This window comes from Schumannella sp. GW821-FHT10F01 (genome assembly GCF_058809295.1).
Genome location: NZ_JBXASM010000005.1, coordinates 39,367 through 57,338 on the forward strand (window position 1 = coordinate 39,367; position 17,972 = coordinate 57,338).

15 protein-coding genes are annotated in these 17,972 nt (G+C 73.6%); 6 read left to right on the plus strand and 9 right to left on the minus strand.

From position 1 onward, the window contains the following. Window positions 1-130: 130 nt before the first annotated feature. Window positions 131-616, minus strand: coding sequence for a MarR family winged helix-turn-helix transcriptional regulator (locus tag AC1RSJ_RS07635; protein WP_493117757.1), 486 nt, complete (start codon window positions 614-616; stop codon window positions 131-133). A gap of 283 nt (window positions 617-899) precedes the next feature. On the opposite strand from AC1RSJ_RS07635, the gene AC1RSJ_RS07640 reads away from it, so the two are divergent. Next, window positions 900-1,526, plus strand: a complete 627-nt coding sequence (locus tag AC1RSJ_RS07640; protein ID WP_493117758.1) for a hypothetical protein — start codon at window positions 900-902, stop codon at window positions 1,524-1,526. Window positions 1,527-1,633: 107 nt separating this feature from the next. Beyond that, window positions 1,634-3,121 (plus strand): LamG-like jellyroll fold domain-containing protein, encoded by a 1,488-nt coding sequence (locus tag AC1RSJ_RS07645; protein ID WP_493117759.1) that lies wholly within the window; start codon window positions 1,634-1,636, stop codon window positions 3,119-3,121. Between the two features lie 157 nt (window positions 3,122-3,278). On the opposite strand, the gene AC1RSJ_RS07650 is transcribed toward AC1RSJ_RS07645, so the two are convergent. From AC1RSJ_RS07650 to AC1RSJ_RS07675, 6 genes are all read right to left on the minus strand, one after another. Next, window positions 3,279-4,814: an MFS transporter gene (locus AC1RSJ_RS07650; protein ID WP_493117760.1), complete on the minus strand. Its 1,536-nt coding sequence runs from the start codon at window positions 4,812-4,814 to the stop codon at window positions 3,279-3,281. Then, complete coding sequence (locus AC1RSJ_RS07655) at window positions 4,811-5,419, minus strand: helix-turn-helix transcriptional regulator (RefSeq protein WP_493117761.1); 609 nt, start codon at window positions 5,417-5,419, stop codon at window positions 4,811-4,813. Before AC1RSJ_RS07655 ends, AC1RSJ_RS07650 begins: the two co-directional genes overlap by 4 nt. A 174-nt stretch (window positions 5,420-5,593) precedes the next feature. Then, window positions 5,594-5,920 carry a chorismate mutase gene (locus AC1RSJ_RS07660; protein ID WP_493117762.1) on the minus strand — a complete coding sequence of 109 codons (327 nt, stop codon included), beginning with the start codon at window positions 5,918-5,920 and terminating at the stop codon, window positions 5,594-5,596. A 65-nt stretch (window positions 5,921-5,985) separates the two neighbouring features. Continuing rightward, window positions 5,986-7,305 carry an FtsX-like permease family protein gene (locus tag AC1RSJ_RS07665; protein ID WP_493117763.1) on the minus strand — a complete coding sequence of 440 codons (1,320 nt, stop codon included), beginning with the start codon at window positions 7,303-7,305 and terminating at the stop codon, window positions 5,986-5,988. Beyond that, entirely contained in the window at window positions 7,302-8,063 is a 762-nt protein-coding gene (locus tag AC1RSJ_RS07670) for an ABC transporter ATP-binding protein (protein ID WP_493117764.1), read from the minus strand. The genes AC1RSJ_RS07665 and AC1RSJ_RS07670 overlap by 4 nt, the downstream gene beginning before the upstream one ends. Before the next feature lie 110 nt (window positions 8,064-8,173). Continuing rightward, window positions 8,174-8,818 carry a GNAT family N-acetyltransferase gene (locus AC1RSJ_RS07675; RefSeq protein WP_493117765.1) on the minus strand — a complete coding sequence of 215 codons (645 nt, stop codon included), beginning with the start codon at window positions 8,816-8,818 and terminating at the stop codon, window positions 8,174-8,176. A gap of 201 nt (window positions 8,819-9,019) precedes the next feature. Between AC1RSJ_RS07675 and AC1RSJ_RS07680 the strand changes: the two genes are divergently transcribed. Beyond that, a complete protein-coding gene (locus tag AC1RSJ_RS07680) occupies window positions 9,020-12,415 on the plus strand; it encodes a fibronectin type III domain-containing protein (protein WP_493117766.1) in 3,396 nt (1,131 codons plus the stop codon). Between the two features lie 121 nt (window positions 12,416-12,536). On the opposite strand, the gene AC1RSJ_RS07685 is transcribed toward AC1RSJ_RS07680, so the two are convergent. Both AC1RSJ_RS07685 and AC1RSJ_RS07690 read right to left on the minus strand, forming a co-directional pair. Then, window positions 12,537-13,151 (minus strand): AAA family ATPase, encoded by a 615-nt coding sequence (locus AC1RSJ_RS07685; RefSeq protein WP_493117767.1) that lies wholly within the window; start codon window positions 13,149-13,151, stop codon window positions 12,537-12,539. Between the two features lie 51 nt (window positions 13,152-13,202). After that, the gene (locus AC1RSJ_RS07690) at window positions 13,203-14,486 is read right to left on the minus strand and encodes an adenylosuccinate synthase (RefSeq protein ID WP_493117768.1); all 1,284 of its coding nucleotides are present in this window, start codon (window positions 14,484-14,486) and stop codon (window positions 13,203-13,205) included. 142 nt (window positions 14,487-14,628) lie between these two features. On the opposite strand from AC1RSJ_RS07690, the gene AC1RSJ_RS07695 reads away from it, so the two are divergent. From AC1RSJ_RS07695 to AC1RSJ_RS07705, 3 genes are read left to right on the plus strand one after another with little or no spacing between them, the layout of a single operon-like run. Then, complete coding sequence (locus AC1RSJ_RS07695; protein ID WP_493117769.1) at window positions 14,629-15,324, plus strand: TetR/AcrR family transcriptional regulator; 696 nt, start codon at window positions 14,629-14,631, stop codon at window positions 15,322-15,324. Further along, window positions 15,321-16,046: a hypothetical protein gene (locus AC1RSJ_RS07700; protein ID WP_493117770.1), complete on the plus strand. Its 726-nt coding sequence runs from the start codon at window positions 15,321-15,323 to the stop codon at window positions 16,044-16,046. The genes AC1RSJ_RS07695 and AC1RSJ_RS07700 overlap by 4 nt, the downstream gene beginning before the upstream one ends. After that, window positions 16,043-17,953: a YhgE/Pip family protein gene (locus tag AC1RSJ_RS07705; protein ID WP_493117771.1), complete on the plus strand. Its 1,911-nt coding sequence runs from the start codon at window positions 16,043-16,045 to the stop codon at window positions 17,951-17,953. Before AC1RSJ_RS07700 ends, AC1RSJ_RS07705 begins: the two co-directional genes overlap by 4 nt. The last annotated feature ends 19 nt before the right edge of the window (window positions 17,954-17,972 follow it).

The window sequence follows — 17,972 nt, forward strand, 5'->3', positions numbered from 1 at the left end:
CTGACGCACCCGCAGCACCGCTGGCCGAGGAAGGCCGTCGACGGCCTGTCTCGAAGCCTCGGGTCTGCGTGCGTGCGGCTTCGAGACGGCGCTGGCGCGCCTCCTCAGCCGGCGAGAAGCGCGAGCAGGCTCAGCGGATGCGGTCGGCCGCGGCGCCGAGGTTCTCGGCGAGCTGCGCGAACGCGCGGGTGACCGCGGTGAGGTCCTTCTGCGGGATGGCGCGGCCGAAGGCCTCTCCGTAGATCGCGCCACCGCGGTCGACGGCGATGCGGCCGGCCGGGGTCAGCTCCACATGCAGGCTGCGGCGGTCGGCGGGGTTCGCGACGCGGACGGCGAGGCCGGCGCCCTCGATGCGGTCGACGAGCGAGGTCATCGCCCCGGTCGTGAGCCCGAGGTGCTCGGAGATCTGCTTCGGCGTGACCCGCTCGGATCCGGCGATGTGGAACAGCGCCCGGAAGTCGGTGGCGGCGACGTGGAGCGACGAGGCGAGGGCGTCGAGCAGGCGCGAGTTGGCGGCACGCAGCAGCGCGAAGGCGTTCATGGCGTCGGCGATGTCGTGGTGGGCCGGCACGTCGTCGACGAGGTGCAGGTCGGGCGCGGCGAGGGCGTCGGTCATGGGATCCCCTTCAGGAATCAGGGTGGTGCGCACGTCGGATCCGTGCGTCAAGCGGTGCTCGGGTGGTCTCAATATGGCACGCGAGCACCCGTGATTCCAGGCATGCAAGCGGTTGCACCCCCGCACTGGGGGCATCGACGGTCTTGTCGACTACGTACCGGGTGAATAACTTGATCATCGAACTACGCGTCGAGCCGTCCATCCGGCAGCGGAGTTCTGGGGGGCTCGTCCGACCGGGATGACCCATGCCGAAAACCGTCTCACCGATCAGGAGAAACCCGAGATGTCCAGCTCCGCCCACCGCGCCGTCCGCCGCCCGTCCGTCCGCGCCGCGCGCATCGCCGCCTTCGCCGCGATCCCCGCCGCCGTCATCCTCAGCGGCGCGCTCATCGCCGGCGGCTCCTACTCCGCCTTCTCGGCGACGACCTCGAACCCGACCAACAACTGGACCACCGGCTCCGTCGTGCTCACCGACGACGACGCGAACGGCGCCATGTTCAACGCCTCCGGCCTCAAGCCGGGCTCGACCGGCAGCAACTGCATCACGGTCACCTCGACCGGCACGCTCGCCTCCGCCGTCAAGCTCTACGCGACCTCGACCGCGACCGGCACGCTCGCCCCGTACATCACCCTCAAGGTGGAGCAGGGCACCAGCTCCGGCGCGGCCGGCACCTCGTTCGGCTCGTGCGGCAACTTCACAAGCACCTCGACGCTCTACACCGGCCTCGCGTCGACGTTCAGCACCACCTACACCGGCTACTCGAACGGCCTCGCGACCTGGTCGCCCACCGGCAGCGGCTCGGAGTACAAGGCCTTCCGCTTCACCTACACGGTCGACCCGAACCTGACGAACTCGTTCCAGAGCTCGACGGCCGGTCTCGGCTTCACCTGGGAGGCGCAGAACAGCTGAGCTGTTCCGCTCCGGCGGCGCCGGCGGCTCACCACCGCCGGCGCCGCACTCCGCGGGTCCCGACCCCGCACCCGCACCACCCTCACCCGACGAGGATCAGGAACCCCATGACCGCCCTGCTCGAGACCGCGGACTCTCCCGCGGCGGCGCCGACCCCGGCGTCCGACGAGCAGGGCTCGCGTCGTCCGATCGCCTGGGGCGACTGGGGCCGGATCCTCGTGGCCTCGATCGGCCGGATCGTGCTGCTCTGCCTCGGCGGCTCGCTGCTCTGGATCGCCGTGCCGACGCTGTTCGGCTGGACCGCGACCACCGTCATGAGCAACTCGATGGCCCCGCGCTTCTTCGCGGGCGACGTCATCGTGTCGATGCCCGCCTCGGCCGCCGACGTCACCATCGGCCGCATCCTGCTCGTCGACGACCCGGACCACCCGGGCCGCCTGCGGATGCACCGCTTCGTCGCGCTGGACGACGAGAAGCGCCTCATCACGAAGGGCGACGCGAACGTCGACCGCGACTCCTCGCACGTGGACGCGGACCGCATCCGCGGCGTCGCCGTGCTGCGGGCGCCGTGGGTCGGGCTGCCGATCGTCTGGGCGCGCGAGGGCCGCTGGGTCGACATCGCGATCGCGGGCCTCGGCATCGCCGGCATGGCCGCGCTCGCCACCGTCGACGCCCCGCTGCGCCGCCGTCGCCGCGACTCCGACTCGGGCTCGACGCCGATCCGCCCGCGCCGCGCCCCGCGTCGCGCCGTGCCGCGCATCCGCCTCGTGCTCGGGGCCACCGGCGTCGCCGCCGTCGCCGCGCTCGTCGTCTCGACGGGCGCGCACGCCGCGTTCGCCGCGACCGCGTCGAACTCCGCGAACAGCCTCGCCGCGCAGTCGACGAGCGGCGACTGGTGCTCGCAGACCGCCCCGCTCGACTCGCCGTACTTCTACTACCGCTTCTCCGAGTCGGCCGGCACGGTCGTCACCGACGGCTCGGCCAACGGGCGGACCGGATCCCTCGGCACCGGCGTGACCCGCACCGGCGGATCCTGCACGGTCTCGCCGTCGCCGTACGTGACGCTGCCCGGCACCACCGCCGGCGTCGTCACCGCGGGCGGCGGCGCGGTCGCCGCCCCGCAGACCTTCAGCCTCGAGGCCTGGTTCAAGACCACCTCGAACTCCGAGAAGATCATCGGCTTCGGCAACGCGGCCACGGGCGGCTCCGGCACCTACGACCGGCACATCTTCATCGACGCCAACGGCAAGCTCGTCTTCGGCGTCAACAACCTCACCGCCCGCACGATCGTCTCGACCGCGAGCGTGAACGACGGCGCCTGGCACCACGTGATCGCCGTCATGGACGGCACCACGGGCGGTGCCGGCACCGGCATGAAGCTCTACCTCGACGGGGTCTCGGTCGGCACGAACGCGAACGCGGTGACCTCCGAGAACTACTCCGGCTACTGGCGCATCGGCTACGACAGCCTCAGCGGCTGGCTCGGGCTGTTCCAGGGCGGACAGCCGTTCGCCGGGCAGCTCGACGACGTGGCGGTCTACACGACCGCGCTCACCGCCGCGCAGGTGACCGCGCACAGGAACCTGGGGCACTGAGCCCCGTCACGACCAGGGACGCGGACGTCCCGATCGCTCCCCCGGCTCCGCCGGGCGGAACCCCGCGGATCCCGGTTCGGGTCCGGATGCTCCGCGGGATGCACGGCGCGGCCGTCCCTGGTTCGGGTCCAGGGCGGCCGCGCTCGTGCTCGTCGCGCTACTCGGCGACCGGCGCGCGCTCCGGTGCGGCCTCCGCGGCCGCCGGAGCGGGCGCACCGGCCGGGGCGCCCCAGCCCTCGCGGCGCACGGGCTTGGCGAAGAACAGCGCCAGCACGAAGGCGACGATGATCACGAACGCCGGCAGCAGGAGCACCTGCGACATGGCCGCGGTGAACGGGGCGTGCAGCATCTCGGGGAGGGTCGCGCCGGAGAAGGAGGCCTCGCTCCCGCCGCCGGCCGCGGCACCGCCGAACCCGGCCTTGTCGAACTCCGCCGCGAGCCGCGACTCGATGAGCGCCGCGATGGACGCCGATCCGATCACCGAGCCGACCTGGCGGGTCGTGTTGAAGACGCCCGAGCCGGCGCCCGCCTTCTGCAGCGGCAGGTTGCGGGTCGCGGTGTTCGAGATCGGCGCCCACATGAAGCCCGATCCGATGCCCATGATGCCGCTCGGGATGAGCAGCCACGGCCAGTCGACGTCCGGGCTGATCAGCGCCGAGTAGAGGAACAGCGCCACGCAGAACAGCGCGGTGCCGATGAGCGCGAACCACTTCGGGTTCATCCGGTCGAGGGCGCGGCCGACGAGCGGCGCGACCGGGATCGACAGGATGGCCATCGGCAGCAGCATGAGCGCCGACTGGGTCGGCGAGAAGCCGAGCACGACCTGGAAGTAGAACACCAGGGGGAGCGACATGCAGGTGATGGTGAAGCCGACGGCCGTGATGGCGCCGTTCGCGAGCGAGAAGTTGCGGTCGCGGAACAGGCCGAGCGGCAGCAGCGGCTCCTTGCGGTTCAGCGCCTGCCAGACCACGAAGCCGACGATCACGACGATGCCGACGACGATCATCGTCCACACCGTGGCGCCGGGGATGCTGTCGCTGTTGAGCTCCTGGATGCCGAAGACGAGCAGGAACATGCCGATCGCCGACAGGATGACGCCGAACCAGTCGAAGCTGTGGCTGTGCGTCTCGAGCTTCGGCACGAAGCGGAGGGCGAGCAGGAAGCCGACGACGCCGACCGGCAGGTTGATGAAGAAGATCCACTCCCAGCCGAGGGTGTCGACGAGCACGCCGCCGAGGATCGGGCCGACGAGCGTGGCGATGCCGGCGACCGAGCCCCAGATGCCCATGGCGGCGCCGCGGCGGTCCGGCGGGAAGATCCGGGTGATGACGGCCATCGTCTGCGGGGTCATCAGCGCGGCGCCGAGCCCCTGCACGACGCGGGCGACGATGAGCCAGACGATGTCACCCGAGAGCCCGCACCAGAGAGAGGCCAGCGTGAAGACGGTGAGGCCGACCAGGTACAGGTTCTTCGGGCCGAAGCGGTCGCCGAGGCGGCCGGTGATCAGCAGCGGCACCGCGTAAGCGAGCAGGTAGGCGCTCGTCACCCAGATGACGTTGGTGATGTCGGTGTCGAGGCCGGACATGATGGCCGGGTTGGCGACCGACACGATGGTGGTGTCGATCAGGATCATGAAGAAGCCGACGACCAGCGACCAGAGCGCGGGCCAGGGCTTCGTGACGGGGGTGTTCATTCTCTTCCCTTGTCGTTCTCGAGGGGGTTCCAGTCGGGGGTGAAGGCCGGCCAGCTGAGGGAGCCGTCGCGGAGGCGGGCGATGAGCCCGTCGATCCACGCCGCCTCGGCCTCGGCCATGGCCAGCCCGTAGGTCACGTCGATGTAGTACGCCGGGGGCACGTCGCGCCCCTCCATGGAGGCGATCCCGGCACGCAGCGACTCGACGGCGCCGCGCGCGGCGACCTGCCGGCGATCGAGCATCTCGGCGACGAGCTCGGGCGGGATGTTGTGCGCCTCGGAGAGCCCCACCGGGAAGACGGGGTACTCCTCGGCGCGCTGCCCGAGCAGGTCGATGACGCTCTCCTGGAGCAGCGCGGCCCCGGCGTCGGTGATGCGGTAGGTGGTGCGCTCGGGCCGGTTGCCCTCGCGCTCGGTGCCGGTCGCCTCGACGTGGCCCTGCCGGGCGAGGCGGTCGACGGTGTGGTACAGCGAGCCCGGCCGGACCTTGATCAGCCGGTCCGCGTGCCGCTTCATCATGAGCTGGAACATCTCGTACGGGTGCATCGGATGCTCGCGCAGCAGCGCGAGGGCCGCGATCGCGAGCGGGGTGAGCAGTGCGGACACGTGTTCATCCCTTCCGGTGCTCCGTGCTGATTATTCCACGTGGAATATACGCCGCGGAGGATTCGAGCGCAAGCCGTGCACGGCGCCGCCGGCTGAGGAGGCGCGCCGGCGTCGTCGTCGACGGCCTCCCTCAGCCAGCGGGTGTCGTCAGTGGAGCGGGCGGTAGGCGAGCGCTCAGGCGTCGCCGGCTGCGAGACGCTCGTGGTGGTGGATGACCTCGGCGACGACGAAGTTGAACCACTTCTCGGCGAACGCGGGATCGAGCTGCGCGGCGAGGGCGATCTCGCGGAGGCGGGCGATCTGGGTGCGCTCGCGGTCCGGGTCGCTCGGCGGCATGGCGTGCGCCGCCTTGAGCCGGCCCACCTTCTGCGTGAACTTGAACCGCTCGGCGAGGAGGTGCACGAGGGCGGCGTCGATGTTGTCGATCGACAGCCGGATCGCCGCGAGCTCCGCGCGTGCGTCCTCGGCGTCCGACGGGATGCGCGGTGCCTGCTCAGCCATGCTCGACAGCGTACCGATCCGGCTCGGCCGGGACCGGGCCGGACGCGGCTCGGGCCGGACGCGGCTCAGGCGGGTTCGGCCATCACCCGCAGCAGCAGCGGACGGGTGCCGAGGATGCCGAGCAGCACGAGCCCGATGCCCGCCGCGATCGAGACCGCGATGGTCAGCAGCGACCCGGGCGCGACGATGAGCGCGATGCCCGTGAGCGGCAGCAGCACGACCGCGGCGCACGCGGCGGACCCGAGCGTCGTGACGAGCAGCGGCACGAGCACCGCGCCGCGCCGTGCGCCGTCGACGGTGCGGACGGGGGTCCCGAGCCGCGCGAGGCTGCGAGACAGCTCCGCCCGGTCGAGCACGGACGCCGCCTGGGTGACGCCGACCGAGCAGGCGATCATGAGGAACGAGCCGGCGATCGTGACGATGACGCCGGTGCGGATGTCGGTGAGCAGCGTGTCCTCACCGCCGCCGCCGACCGTGCCGAGCAGACCGACGCCGATGCCGGTGAACACGGCCATGAAGGTCGTCATCGCGGCGCCGGCGACCTGCCGCCACGCCTCGCGCGGCGACTCGAGGATGCCGCGCGCCGCGAGCAGGGACGCCGCAGTGCGCGCCTTGCGCACGCGGATCCGGGCGGCGAGCGCGACGACCGGGGGTCCGATGAGGTTGAGCAGCGCGAGCGTGCCGCCGAAGACGGTGCCGAGCACCGCGAGCATGAGGCCGGTGTCCGGCTGCCGGGTGATCACCGAGACGACCGCCGACCCGGCGCCGACCAGCACGACGCCGACCACGGCGCCGATCCAGGGCTGGCGCGGGGCATTTGTGCGCAGCCGGACGCCGAGCGGCGAGAGCACGACGCGGCGGAGCCCGAGCGCGGCGCTGACGACGGCGATGAGCACCATGACGGCGATCACCGCGACGACGCCGCCGGGCGCGACGAGCACCGCGCCCGTGCCGAGCCGCTCGCCGCGGAACGGGATGAGCCCGATGAGCGGGGCGATGCCGAGCGACAGCAGCCCGCCGGCCAGCGCCCCGGCGAGCGCGAGCACCCCGGCCTCGATCACGGCCATGGCGCCGACCGCCGGCACGGTGGCGCCGAGCAGCCGCAGCGTCGCGAGCCGGTCGTCGCGGCGACGGGCGGCGAGCCGCGCGGCGGCGCCACCGAGTCCGAGCAACGGCACGACGAGCAGCGCCAGCGCGACGAGCGAGAGGAAGCGGTAGGCGAACGCGTCAGGATCGTCGTCGTCGCGCCAGAAGGTCTGCGCACCCCCGAGCACGGCGAGCACGAGCGCCGTGACGACGGCGAACGCGACCACCGGCAGCACGGTGAGGCCGACGCCGGCCCGGCTCGGCCGGGTCAACATCCAGGTGAGGCGGAGCGCGGTCATGCGCCCTGCTCCTGCGGGGCCTGCTCCAGCCGGCTCTGCTCGAGCAGGATGCGGCCGTCGGCCATGTGCACGGTGCGGGCGCACCGCGCGGCCACGTCGGCGTCGTGCGTCACGACCACGAGCGTGCGGCCGTGCGCGCTGACCGTGAGCATGAGCGCGTCCATCACGTCGGCCGACGTGCGCGAGTCGAGGGCGCCGGTCGGCTCGTCCGCGAAGATCAGCGGCGCGCCGGTCACGAGCGCGCGGGCGATCGCCACGCGCTGCGCCTGGCCGCCCGAGAGCTGCCCGATGCGGCGGTCCTCGAGGCCCGCGAGCCCGAGATCGGCGAGCCGCGTCGCCGCCTGGGCCTCCGCCGCGCGGCGCGGCGAGCCGTCGATCATCAGCGCGAGCGCGACGTTCTCGATCGCGGTGAGCTCCGGCACGAGGAGCCCCTGCTGGAAGACGAAGCCGAACGACTCCCGGCGCAGCCGCGAGCGGTCGCCGTCCGTCATCCCTGCCAGCTCGATCGCGCCGGTCGGGCCGGCGAAGCGGATGCTGCCCGCGTCGGGTGCGGTGATGCCGGCCAGGCAGTGCAGCAGGGTCGTCTTGCCGGATCCGGAGGCGCCCATGACCGCGACGGACTCGCCGGCCGCGATGTCGAGGTCGACGCCGCCGAGCGCCGTGGTCTGCGCGTAGCGCTTGATGATCCCGCGGGCGCTGAGCAGGGGGACGGTGCGCTGCAGCGGGGCGCCGCCGAGCGGGGGGACGATGTCGGTCATGGCCCCAGGCTCCCCCGGGAGCCTCGGCGGCGGCGTCCGGCCCGCGACCGACTCCGGCCGCCCCGCGTCATCCGCCGGGATGACGGATGCTCAGCCGGGCACGCGGATGCTCAGCCCAGGTCGCGGAGCCGGACCGGGCCGTCCGCGGCGGCGATCCGCGCCTCGAGCCCCGCGCGCACGGCGGGCCACTCGACGTCGCGGAGGATCGAGTAGATCGCGGTGCCGCCGAACGAGCCGTCGGCGCGCACCCGGTCGCGGCGCAGCACGCCCTCGAACGTCGCACCGAGCTTCTCGATCGCGGCGCGGGAGCGGGCGTTCGCGTCGTCGGCCTGCAGCTTGACACGGCCGAAGCCGTGGTCGAAGGCGAGCGAGAGCATGAGCAGCTTCGCCTCCGGGTTGACCGTCGTCGCCCAGACCCGCGGATCCCACGCGGTCCAGCCGATGTGCGCCGCCTCGCGGGTCTCGTCGAGGTCGCCGAGCGTCGAGGAGCCGACGATGCGGCCGTCGTGCGCGCCGCCGATGAGCCGCGCGACGAGCTTGATCGCGTCCGGCCCGGTGCCGTAGCCGGAGATCCAGGCCCGGTAGGCGGGGCCGTCCGCGGGGAGGCCGCCGGGCCCGCCGCCGTAGCCGCCGGCGAAGACCTCGGCGCGGCCGGTCGCGGCCCAGAGGCCCTCCGCGTGGGCGTCGGCGTCGAACGGCTCGAGCCGGAGGTACCGGCCGGTCAGCGGTGCGGGATCGGGGCGGTGCGCGGTCACCGTCCGATCCTCGCAGGCCGCGGTACGGTACCGCGCTACACCCACTACTGGGGCGGCGACACGATCGCCCAGAAGAGGGGGCAGACGACGGGTGGCGGATCGGCGACGATCAGCGGAGCCGTCGTCTTCTTCCCGACAGACGCCGCGACGCCATCTCGGGCGCGCGCGGACGTGCGGCGCCCGATCCCACCCGAGGACCTCATGCTTCTGCGCCCGCGCGCACGCGCTCGTCAGCTCGCCGCGAAGGGGCTCGCCATCTCGGCGGTCGCCGGATGCGCCGCTCTCGCCCTCGGCGTCCTGCCGGCGGACGCGGCACCCGTCGTCACCGGCTCGGCGACGCCCGTGGCGTACACCGAGCAGGCGCCCCCCGTGCAGATCGGCACGAACGTGACGGTGACCGGCGGCGGCAACTACGGCGGCGGCTACGTCGACTTCGCCGTCGACGGCGGCACCGCCGCGGAGACCCTGTCGCTGCTGTCGGTCGCCACGGCGAGCACCGCGTCCGGCGTCGTCAGCATCGTCGGCAGCACGGTCTACGTCGGCACCGGCACGCGCGCGGATGTCGTCGGCACCGTGAACTCGGCGCGGTCGGGAGCGAACGGCGCGCTGCGCGTCGACCTCGCCACGCAGTTCACCAACCCGAGCTTCGAGTCGATCACCGGCTCGTCCATCGCGGGCTGGACCTCGATCCAGAGCCGGATCGACCTCGGCGTCACCCAGATCGCCGGCTTCACGTCGCAGGACAACAGCACCTACTTCCCGGGCCAGGCACGCCAGCCGCTCAACGACGACGTGGCGCCCCTCAGCGGCGCGACGTACACGATCTCCCGCAACTCGTCCCTCAAGACCGAGGGGCTCTACAGCCTGCAGCTCACCTCGAACATGACGACGGCGCGCGGCTGCGACGTCGTGCACGGGCCGGCGGTCTACAGCGAGCCCTTCTCGGCCGCCGCGGGCGACACCATCGGCTTCGACTGGCGCGCCTACAACGGCTCGGACGACTACCACGTCTTCGGCTACATCCTCAACGTCGCCACCGGCGCGCAGACCACGGTGCTCGACGCCACCGGCGGCAACACCAACGCCTGGATCTCGAAGAACACAGCCGTCCCGGCCAGCGGCAAGTACCGCTTCGTGTTCGTCGCCGGTACGCACGACCTCACCTGCGGCCAGGCGGCCGGCGCCACCCTGCTGCTCGACAACGTGCGGGTGCAGGGCGCCACGCAGGCGCAGGCGACGGATGCCGTCGTGTCGCAGATCGCGCAGAAGCTGCAGTACGCGAACTCGTCCGACAACCCGGCGCTGAGCCGCACCGTGAAGATCACCGCGTCCGACCAGACCGGCGTCTCGAACGCCGGCACGGTCTCCGTGGCGATCACGCCCGTCGACGACGACCCGGTGTTCTCGGCGATCCCGTCGATCACGCTGACCAACGTCGAGGCCGCGCAGACCTTCGCGCCGGTCGGCGGCACGCTGCCCGTCACCGACCCCGACAGCACCGGCCTGACCTACTCGATCGCGGGCGGCGTCGCCGACCCGGCGACCGTGAACGGCGTCGCCTACACGCACAGCAAGGCGGGCCGCTACGGCGTGCTGCGCCTCGACTCGGCCACCGGCCGGTACGTGCTCGTGCCCGACTCGGCGACCGCCGACGCGCGGCAGACCGATGACTCCGAGTCGTTCACGCTCGCCGTCTCCTCGCCCGACCAGAGCACGGGCGGGCCGGCGAAGACCGCGCAGCAGACGCTGACCGTCAAGCTCGACGTGCCGGAGACCGGACCGGGCGCGACCTCCGCGACCCTCGCCACCGCCGGCATCCGCACCGCCTCGACGAGCTGGACCGCGCCCACCTGGATCGGCGGCTCGGCGATCACCGGCTACCGCATCCAGACCTCGCCCGACGGCACGACCTGGACGACGGCCGTCGAGAACACCGGCACCACCGCGACCAACGCGCTGCTGACGGGCCTGACCCCGGGTCAGCAGATCCGGGTGCGCGTCGCCGGCATCAACGCCACCGGCGTCGGCAGCTATGGCACGGCGAGCGCCGTGCTCACGCCGTACGACAGGCCGGATGCGCCGCTGGCGCCGACCGCGACGCCGAAGGACCGCCGCGTCGACCTCGACTGGACCGCCCCGGCGCACGACAACGGCCGCCCCGTCACGGGCTACCGCGTGCAGTACTCGACCGACGGCGGCACCACCTGGACCACCGCGAGCGAGGACACCGGCTCGACCGCGACGCACTTCACCGTGACCGGGCTGGTCAACGGCCAGGCGGCGTCGTTCCGCGTCGCGGCCTGGAACCTCGCGGGGCTCGGCTCCGACAGCGACGTGAGCTCGGCCACCCCGCGCACCGTCCCGGGCCGCACCACCGTCCTGACGGCGGCGCCGGGCGACGAGCAGGTCCGGCTGTCGTGGAACGCGCCGTTCTCCGACGGCGGCGCCCCGATCACCGGGTACCTCATCGAGACCTCGGCCGACGGCGGCACCACCTGGACGACCGCGGTCGCCGACACCGGGTCGACCGCGACCACCGCGACGCTGACCGGCCTCGTCAACGGCACCCGCGCCGACTACCGCGTCTCCGCGCTCAACGCGGCGGGCGCCGGCCAGGCGAGCGAGACGGCCTCCACCGCCCCGCGCCGCGCCGCGACCGCTCCGGTCATCGACTCGATCGCCGCGAGCAACCGCACGCTGCTCGTGTCGTTCACGGCGCCCGCGGACGACGGCGGCGCGGCGATCACCGGCTACGAGTACTCGGTCGACGGCGGCGCCACCTGGCGCACCGCCCCGGCCGGCACCACGGGCGCCGTCCCCGCGCCCGTCGTGCGCCTCCTGGCCGCGGCTCCGGTCGCGGCGGCCGCCGCCGGCACCCCGCTGCGCATCACCGGCCTGATCAACGGCAACGAGTACCCGGTCGTCGTCCGCGCGATCAACGCGGCCGGCCCGGGTGCGGCGAGCGCCCCCGAGCCCGGCACCCCGGTGCTGGCTCCCGTGCGCACCGAGAGCGGCACCACCTCGACGCTGCCCGACCAGACGGCCGGCACCGCCTCCTCGTCGCTGAACGGCGCCGGCGGGTCGGCGACGCTGAACGCGGACGGCGACGCGATCGTCGTCGCGGCCGGCGGCGGATCGCTGCGCATCCAGAGCCTCGACATGAACGGCGCCGTGGTCCGTCCGGTCGGCGGCACGCTCTCGACCGTGCGCGGCGGATCGCTCCGGATCACCGGATCGGGCTTCCAGGCCGGCAGCACGCTCGACCTGTGGCTGCTCCGCTCGGGCGTGCTGCTCGACGGCGCGGTGCCGGTGGGCGCCGACGGCTCGTTCGGCGCGACGGTCGCCGTGCCGGCCTCCGGCGACTTCGGCGTCGAGTCGCTCCAGATCAACGGCCTCGACCCGGCCGGCGAGGTGCTCAGCTTCGCGGTCGGCGTCGACGTGATCAGCCAGCCCGCCGCCGCGGCCGCGGCCCTCGCAGTCACCGGCACGGATGCGCTGGGCGGCCTCGCCGCCGCGCTCGCGCTGCTCGGCGCCGGCGCCGGCCTGCTGGTCGCTCGCCGCGTCCGCCGGAACCGTCCCGAGCGCTCGCGCGGCTGAGCTCCATCCCGCCGCACTTCCTGCCGAATGAAGGACATCGGCCCGCCGCTGGTCCCGGATGCTCGTCATCCGAGGCCATCGGCGACGCCGCTCCTTCATTCGGGAGCATCACCCCGGACCGTCAGCCGGCGGCGTCGATCGCGGCTGTGACCTCGGCGAGCGCGGCATCCACCCGGCCCGGATGCGACGTGATCCGCACCGCGCCGGGGCGGATCGCCGCGAGCTCGAGCATCCGCTCCTGCTGCGCGCGCACGTCGCCGCCGACCCGTGCCTGCAGCGCGGCGGCGTCCGCCTCGATGCCGTCGGTGCCGACGGCCGCCGCCGACCGGGCCGCGAACCGGTCGGCCAGCTCGTCCGCGTCCGCGACGAGGACGAGCTCGACGAAGCGCGCGCCGCGGTCCGCGGCGACCGCCGCCAGGGCGTCCCAGAACTCCGGCTTCGCGAGGAACTGCGGCACGATCACGTCGCGTCCGTCTGCGAGCGCCTCGCCGATCATCCGGAGCGCCATGCGGCGGGGCAGCAGCCCGGACGCGGGGTCGTCGAGCCAGCCGGACACCGTGGCGCGCACCGCGTCGATGTCGACCACGACGCTGCCGGGATGCGCGGCCCACCACCGCCGCGCGAGCGTGGACTTGCCGCTCGCCGGCGCGCCGTTCAGGAGGACGAGCCGCGGGATCCGGGCCGCGCCCGCACCGATGCCACCGTCCGCCGCGTCGTCTCCGGACCGCCGTGTCATATCCGCGGCATCCTGAGGGACCGCGCGGCGATCATCACAGGGGTGCCCCCCTCAGAGCAGGTCGTGCCGAACCACGATCGCGTCGCGGCCGGGGCCGACGCCGATCGCGGACATCCGCGAGCCGGACATCCGCTCGAGCGCGAGCACGTAGTCCTGCGCCGCCTGCGGCAGGTCGGAGAACTCCCGGGCGCCCGAGATGTCCTCGCTCCAGCCCGGCAGCTCCTCGTAGATCGGCGTCGCGTGGTGGAAGTCGGTCTGGTTGACCGGCACCTCGTCGTGCCGCACGCCGTCGACGTCGTACGCGACGCAGACCGGGATGCGCTCGAGCCCGGTGAGCACGTCGAGCTTCGTCAGCACGAAGTCGGTGACGCCGTTGACGCGGGCCGCGTAGCGGGCGATCGGGGCGTCGTACCAGCCGGTGCGGCGGCGGCGACCCGTGGTGGTGCCGAACTCGGCGCCGCGGTCGGAGAGGAACTCGCCCCACTCGTCGAACAGCTCGGTCGGGAACGGCCCGGAGCCGACGCGGGTCGTGTACGCCTTGACGACGGCGATGACCCGCTCGAAGCGGTTGGGAGCGACGCCCGAGCCGGTGGCCGCGCCGCCGCTCGTCGCGTTCGACGACGTGACGAACGGGTAGGTGCCGTGGTCGACGTCGAGCATGGTGGCCTGGCCGCCCTCGAAGAGCACCGTCTTGCCCTCGTCGAGCGCGCGGTTGAGCACGAGGCCGGTGTCGGCGACCATCGGCCGCAGGCGCTCGACGTAGCCGAGCAGGTCGTCGACGATCTCGTCGACGCCGATCGCGCGCCGGTTGTAGATCTTGACCAGCAGATGGTTCTTCTGGTCGAGAGCGCCCTCGACCTTCTGCCGCAGGATGTTCTCGTCGAACAGGTCCTGGATGCGGATGCCGACGCGGTTGATCTTGTCCGCGTAGCTCGGGCCGATGCCGCGGCCGGTGGTGCCGATCTGGCGCTTGCCGAGGAAGCGCTCGGTGACCTTGTCGAGCGTGCGGTGGTACTGCGTGATCACATGGGCGCTCGCGCTGACGAGCAGCCGCGACACGTCGACGCCGCGCGCGGCGAGCGCGTCGAGCTCCTGGAACAGCACCTCGATGTCGACGACGACGCCGTTCGCGATGACCGGCACGACGCCGGGCGACAGGATGCCGGACGGGAGCAGGTGGAGGGCGTACTTCTCGTCGCCGACCACGACGGTGTGGCCGGCGTTGTTGCCGCCGTTGAACTTGACGACGTAGTCGACGCGGCTGCCGAGCAGGTCGGTGGCCTTGCCCTTCCCCTCGTCGCCCCACTGGGCACCGATGAGCACGATCGCGGGCATGGGCATCTCCCTCTCAGGTCGGGTGGGATTACACCCCAGCCTATCGGACCGCCCTGTCGACCCCCGAGGAGATGACGGCGGATCCGGAGGTCCGCGTCCTGAACTTGCACAGTGTTGTGCAAGTTGGTGCTATCCTGATCGCATGACCGACACCCGTGCGCCGCGACGTGACGCCGCCGAGAACCGCGAGGCCCTGCTCGAGGCCGCTCGCGTGCTGCTCAACCGCGACCCCGCGACGAGCCTCGAGTCCATCGCCACCTACGCCGGGCTGAGCCGGCGCACGATGTACGGCCACTTCCCCAACCGCGACGCGCTGCTCGCCGCCCTGGCCGAGACCGGCACCCGCCGCGTCGTCCAGGCCGTCGCGGGCGTCGATCACCCCGACCCGGTCGTGCGCCTCGCCCTCATCGCCGCGGCGGCCTGGGACGACGTCGCCTCCATCCGCGCCATGACCGTGATGACGCTCTCGAGCGGACGGATGCCGATCGTCGAACGCGGCCTGGAGCCGCTGCGCCGCCGCATCGCCGACACGATCGCCGAGGGGGCCGGTCGCGGCCTGCGCGACGACATCCCGGCCGACCGCCTCGCCCGCATCGTCGAGGACGCCGTCATCTCGCTGTTCCCGACCACCATCCGCGACGGGCTCGACGCCGACGCCGGGCGCGACCTCGTCGTCCGCATCGCGCTCGGGGTCGTCGGCCTCGGCGCGGGCGAGACCGCCGCGCTGCTCGCCGAGCACCCCGAGATCATCGCGCCGCGTCCGCGCGTCGACGAGCTCTGGCCGCCGACCGCCGCCATCGCCGTCGTCGCCGCGCCGGCCGAGGGCGGCGCACGATGAGGCTCGTCGCCGACGCCGCCGCCCTGGGCGACGGAAGGGATGCCGAGGTGCCGGCGTTCGACCTCGCCGCCGCGCCCGGCACGCCCGTCGCGCTCGCGGTCGAGACAGATCAGCGCCCGCGCCTCGTCTCGCTGCTGCTCGGCGGCCGGGTGCGCCCGGACGCCGGCCGGGTGCTCGCCGACGGACGAGCGGATGCCGCCGCCCTCCGCCGCCGTGTCGCCGTCGTCGACACCCCGTTCGCCTCCGAGCCCGGCCCGGGGCTCAAGCTCGGCACCGTCGTCGCCGAGGAGCTCGCGTTCGCCGGGCTGCCGGCCGGGCGCGCGGCGGTCGCCGCGGTGCTGGCCGAGCACGGCCTCGGCGACGCCGTACGCACCCGGATGGACCTGCTGCCCGCGGCGGACCGCATCCGCCTGCTGTCGTGGCTCGCGCTGCGGCGTCCCGGCGTCGAGGCGCTCGTCGTCACCTCGCCGGAGCGCCACGGCGGCGACCCGCGCGAGTGGATGCCGGCCCTCCAGCGCGTCGCGGACGACGGCACCGCCGTCGTGATCGTCACCGACCAGCCGACCGCGGGGCTGCTCCGCGAGCTCGGCGCCGCGGGGCCACTCGACACGCCGCGCACCGACCCGGAGCCGGAGCCCGACTCCGAGCCGGACACCGACGCCGACGCCGACGCCGATACACAGACCGACACCACCCCGACCACGGAGGACGAACACCGATGAGGACGTTCCTGACGGCGGCGCGCGCGGAGCTCGCACGCATCACGGCGGAGCGCATGAGCACGATCTCGCTGATCGCGCTCATGTTCATCCCGGTCGTCTACGGCGGCCTCTACCTCTGGGGCAACAAGGACCCGTACGGCGCCCTCGACCGCGTGCCCGCCGCGATCGTCGTCGCGGACCGCGGCGCCGAGCTCGACGGCGCGCACCGCGTGCTGGGCCGCGAGGCCGCGGACGACGTGCTCGACTCCAAGGACTTCGACTGGCACGAGGTGTCGGCCTCCGCCGCCCGCACCGGCGTCGAGTCGGGCCGCTACGACTTCGCGCTCGTGTTCCCGGCCGGGTTCTCCGCCGACCTCGCCTCGGCCTCCGGCAGCTCGCCGGCGAAGGCCGACCTGCGCCTCATCACCGACGACACGAACGCCTACCTCTCGACCACCATCGCCAAGCAGGCGGCGGAGCGGGTCGGCGCGGCCGTCGCGAAGAGCGTCGGCCGCACCGCCTCCCTCCAGCTGCTCGACGGCGTCGCCGACCTGCGCGGCGGGCTCTCGGATGCCGCGGACGGCGCCGGACAGCTCGCCGACGGCGCGACCGCCGCGCACGACGGCGCGGCGCAGCTCGCCGACGGCACGGCCGCGCTCGCGACCGGCTCGGCCTCCCTCGCCGACGGCACCGCGCAGCTGCGGTCGGGGGCGGCCTCCCTCGACACCGGCCTCACGACGCTGCAGAGCTCGACGGCGTCACTGCCCGACCAGACCGGACGCCTGGCGTCCGGGGCGCAGCAGGTGTCGCAGGGCGTCGGCACGCTCAACGCCGGCACCGTCCAGGCGCGCGCCTACGTGCTGCAGCAGCTCGACGCGTCCCTCACCGACCCGGTGACGAAGGCGAAGGTGCAGGCGGCGCTCGACCAGCTGGTGACCGCCTCCGCGCCGGGCTCCGAGCTCGCGAGCGGCGCGTCGCAGGTGGCGGCCGGCGCGGGCACGCTGTCCTCCTCCTCGACGGCGCTGCGCGACGGGATCTCGTCGGCGAAGACGGGCGCGGACCAGCTCGCGGCCGGCGCGTCCTCGGCGAGCACGGGCGCGGCGCAGCTGGCCTCCGGCGCCTCGTCGGCGGCGACCGGGGCCGCCCAGCTCGCGGACGGCACGACGCAGCTGCAGGACGGCGCCACGACGCTCCAGAGCTCGCTGCAGCAGGGCGTCGACGACACCCCCGCGACCACCGCGGCCGACCGGAAGGCCATGGCCGCCGCGCTCGCCGACCCGGTCGTCGTGAAGCAGGACGCGATCACCGAGGCGCCCGACTACGGCGCCGGCCTCGCGCCGTTCTTCATCAGCCTCGCGGCCTGGATCGGCATCTACGCGCTGTTCCTGCTCGTGCGGCCGCTGTCGCGTCGTGCGCTCACCGCGCGCCGCACGCCGATGGCGACCGCGCTCGCGGGCTGGGCCGTGCCGGCCGCGCTCGGCGTCATCCAGATGCTCGGCCTGTTCGCCGTCGTCGCCGGGCCGCTGCATCTCCAGATCGCGGACCCGGTCGGCATGATCGCGTTCATGGCGCTGACCACGGCGGCCTACGCCGCGATCGTGCTCGCGCTCAACGTCTGGCTCGGGAGCGTCGGGCAGTTCCTCGGACTGCTGCTCATGGTCGTGCAGCTCGTCACCGCGGGCGGCACCTTCCCGTGGCAGACGCTCCCCGGTCCGCTCGCCGCGCTGCACCAGGCGCTGCCGATGGCGCACGCCGTCGACGGCCTCCGGCAGCTCATGTACGGCGGCAGCGGCGGCACGCTCGCGGGCGCGGTCGGGGTGCTCGTGCTGTGGCTCGGCATCGGGCTCGTCGCCTCGGTGCTCGGCGCGGCGAAGCAGAGCGGATTCCGCACCCTGCGGGAGCTGCGGCCCTCCGCGATCGGCGGGTAGGGCTCCGTCGGATGACTGA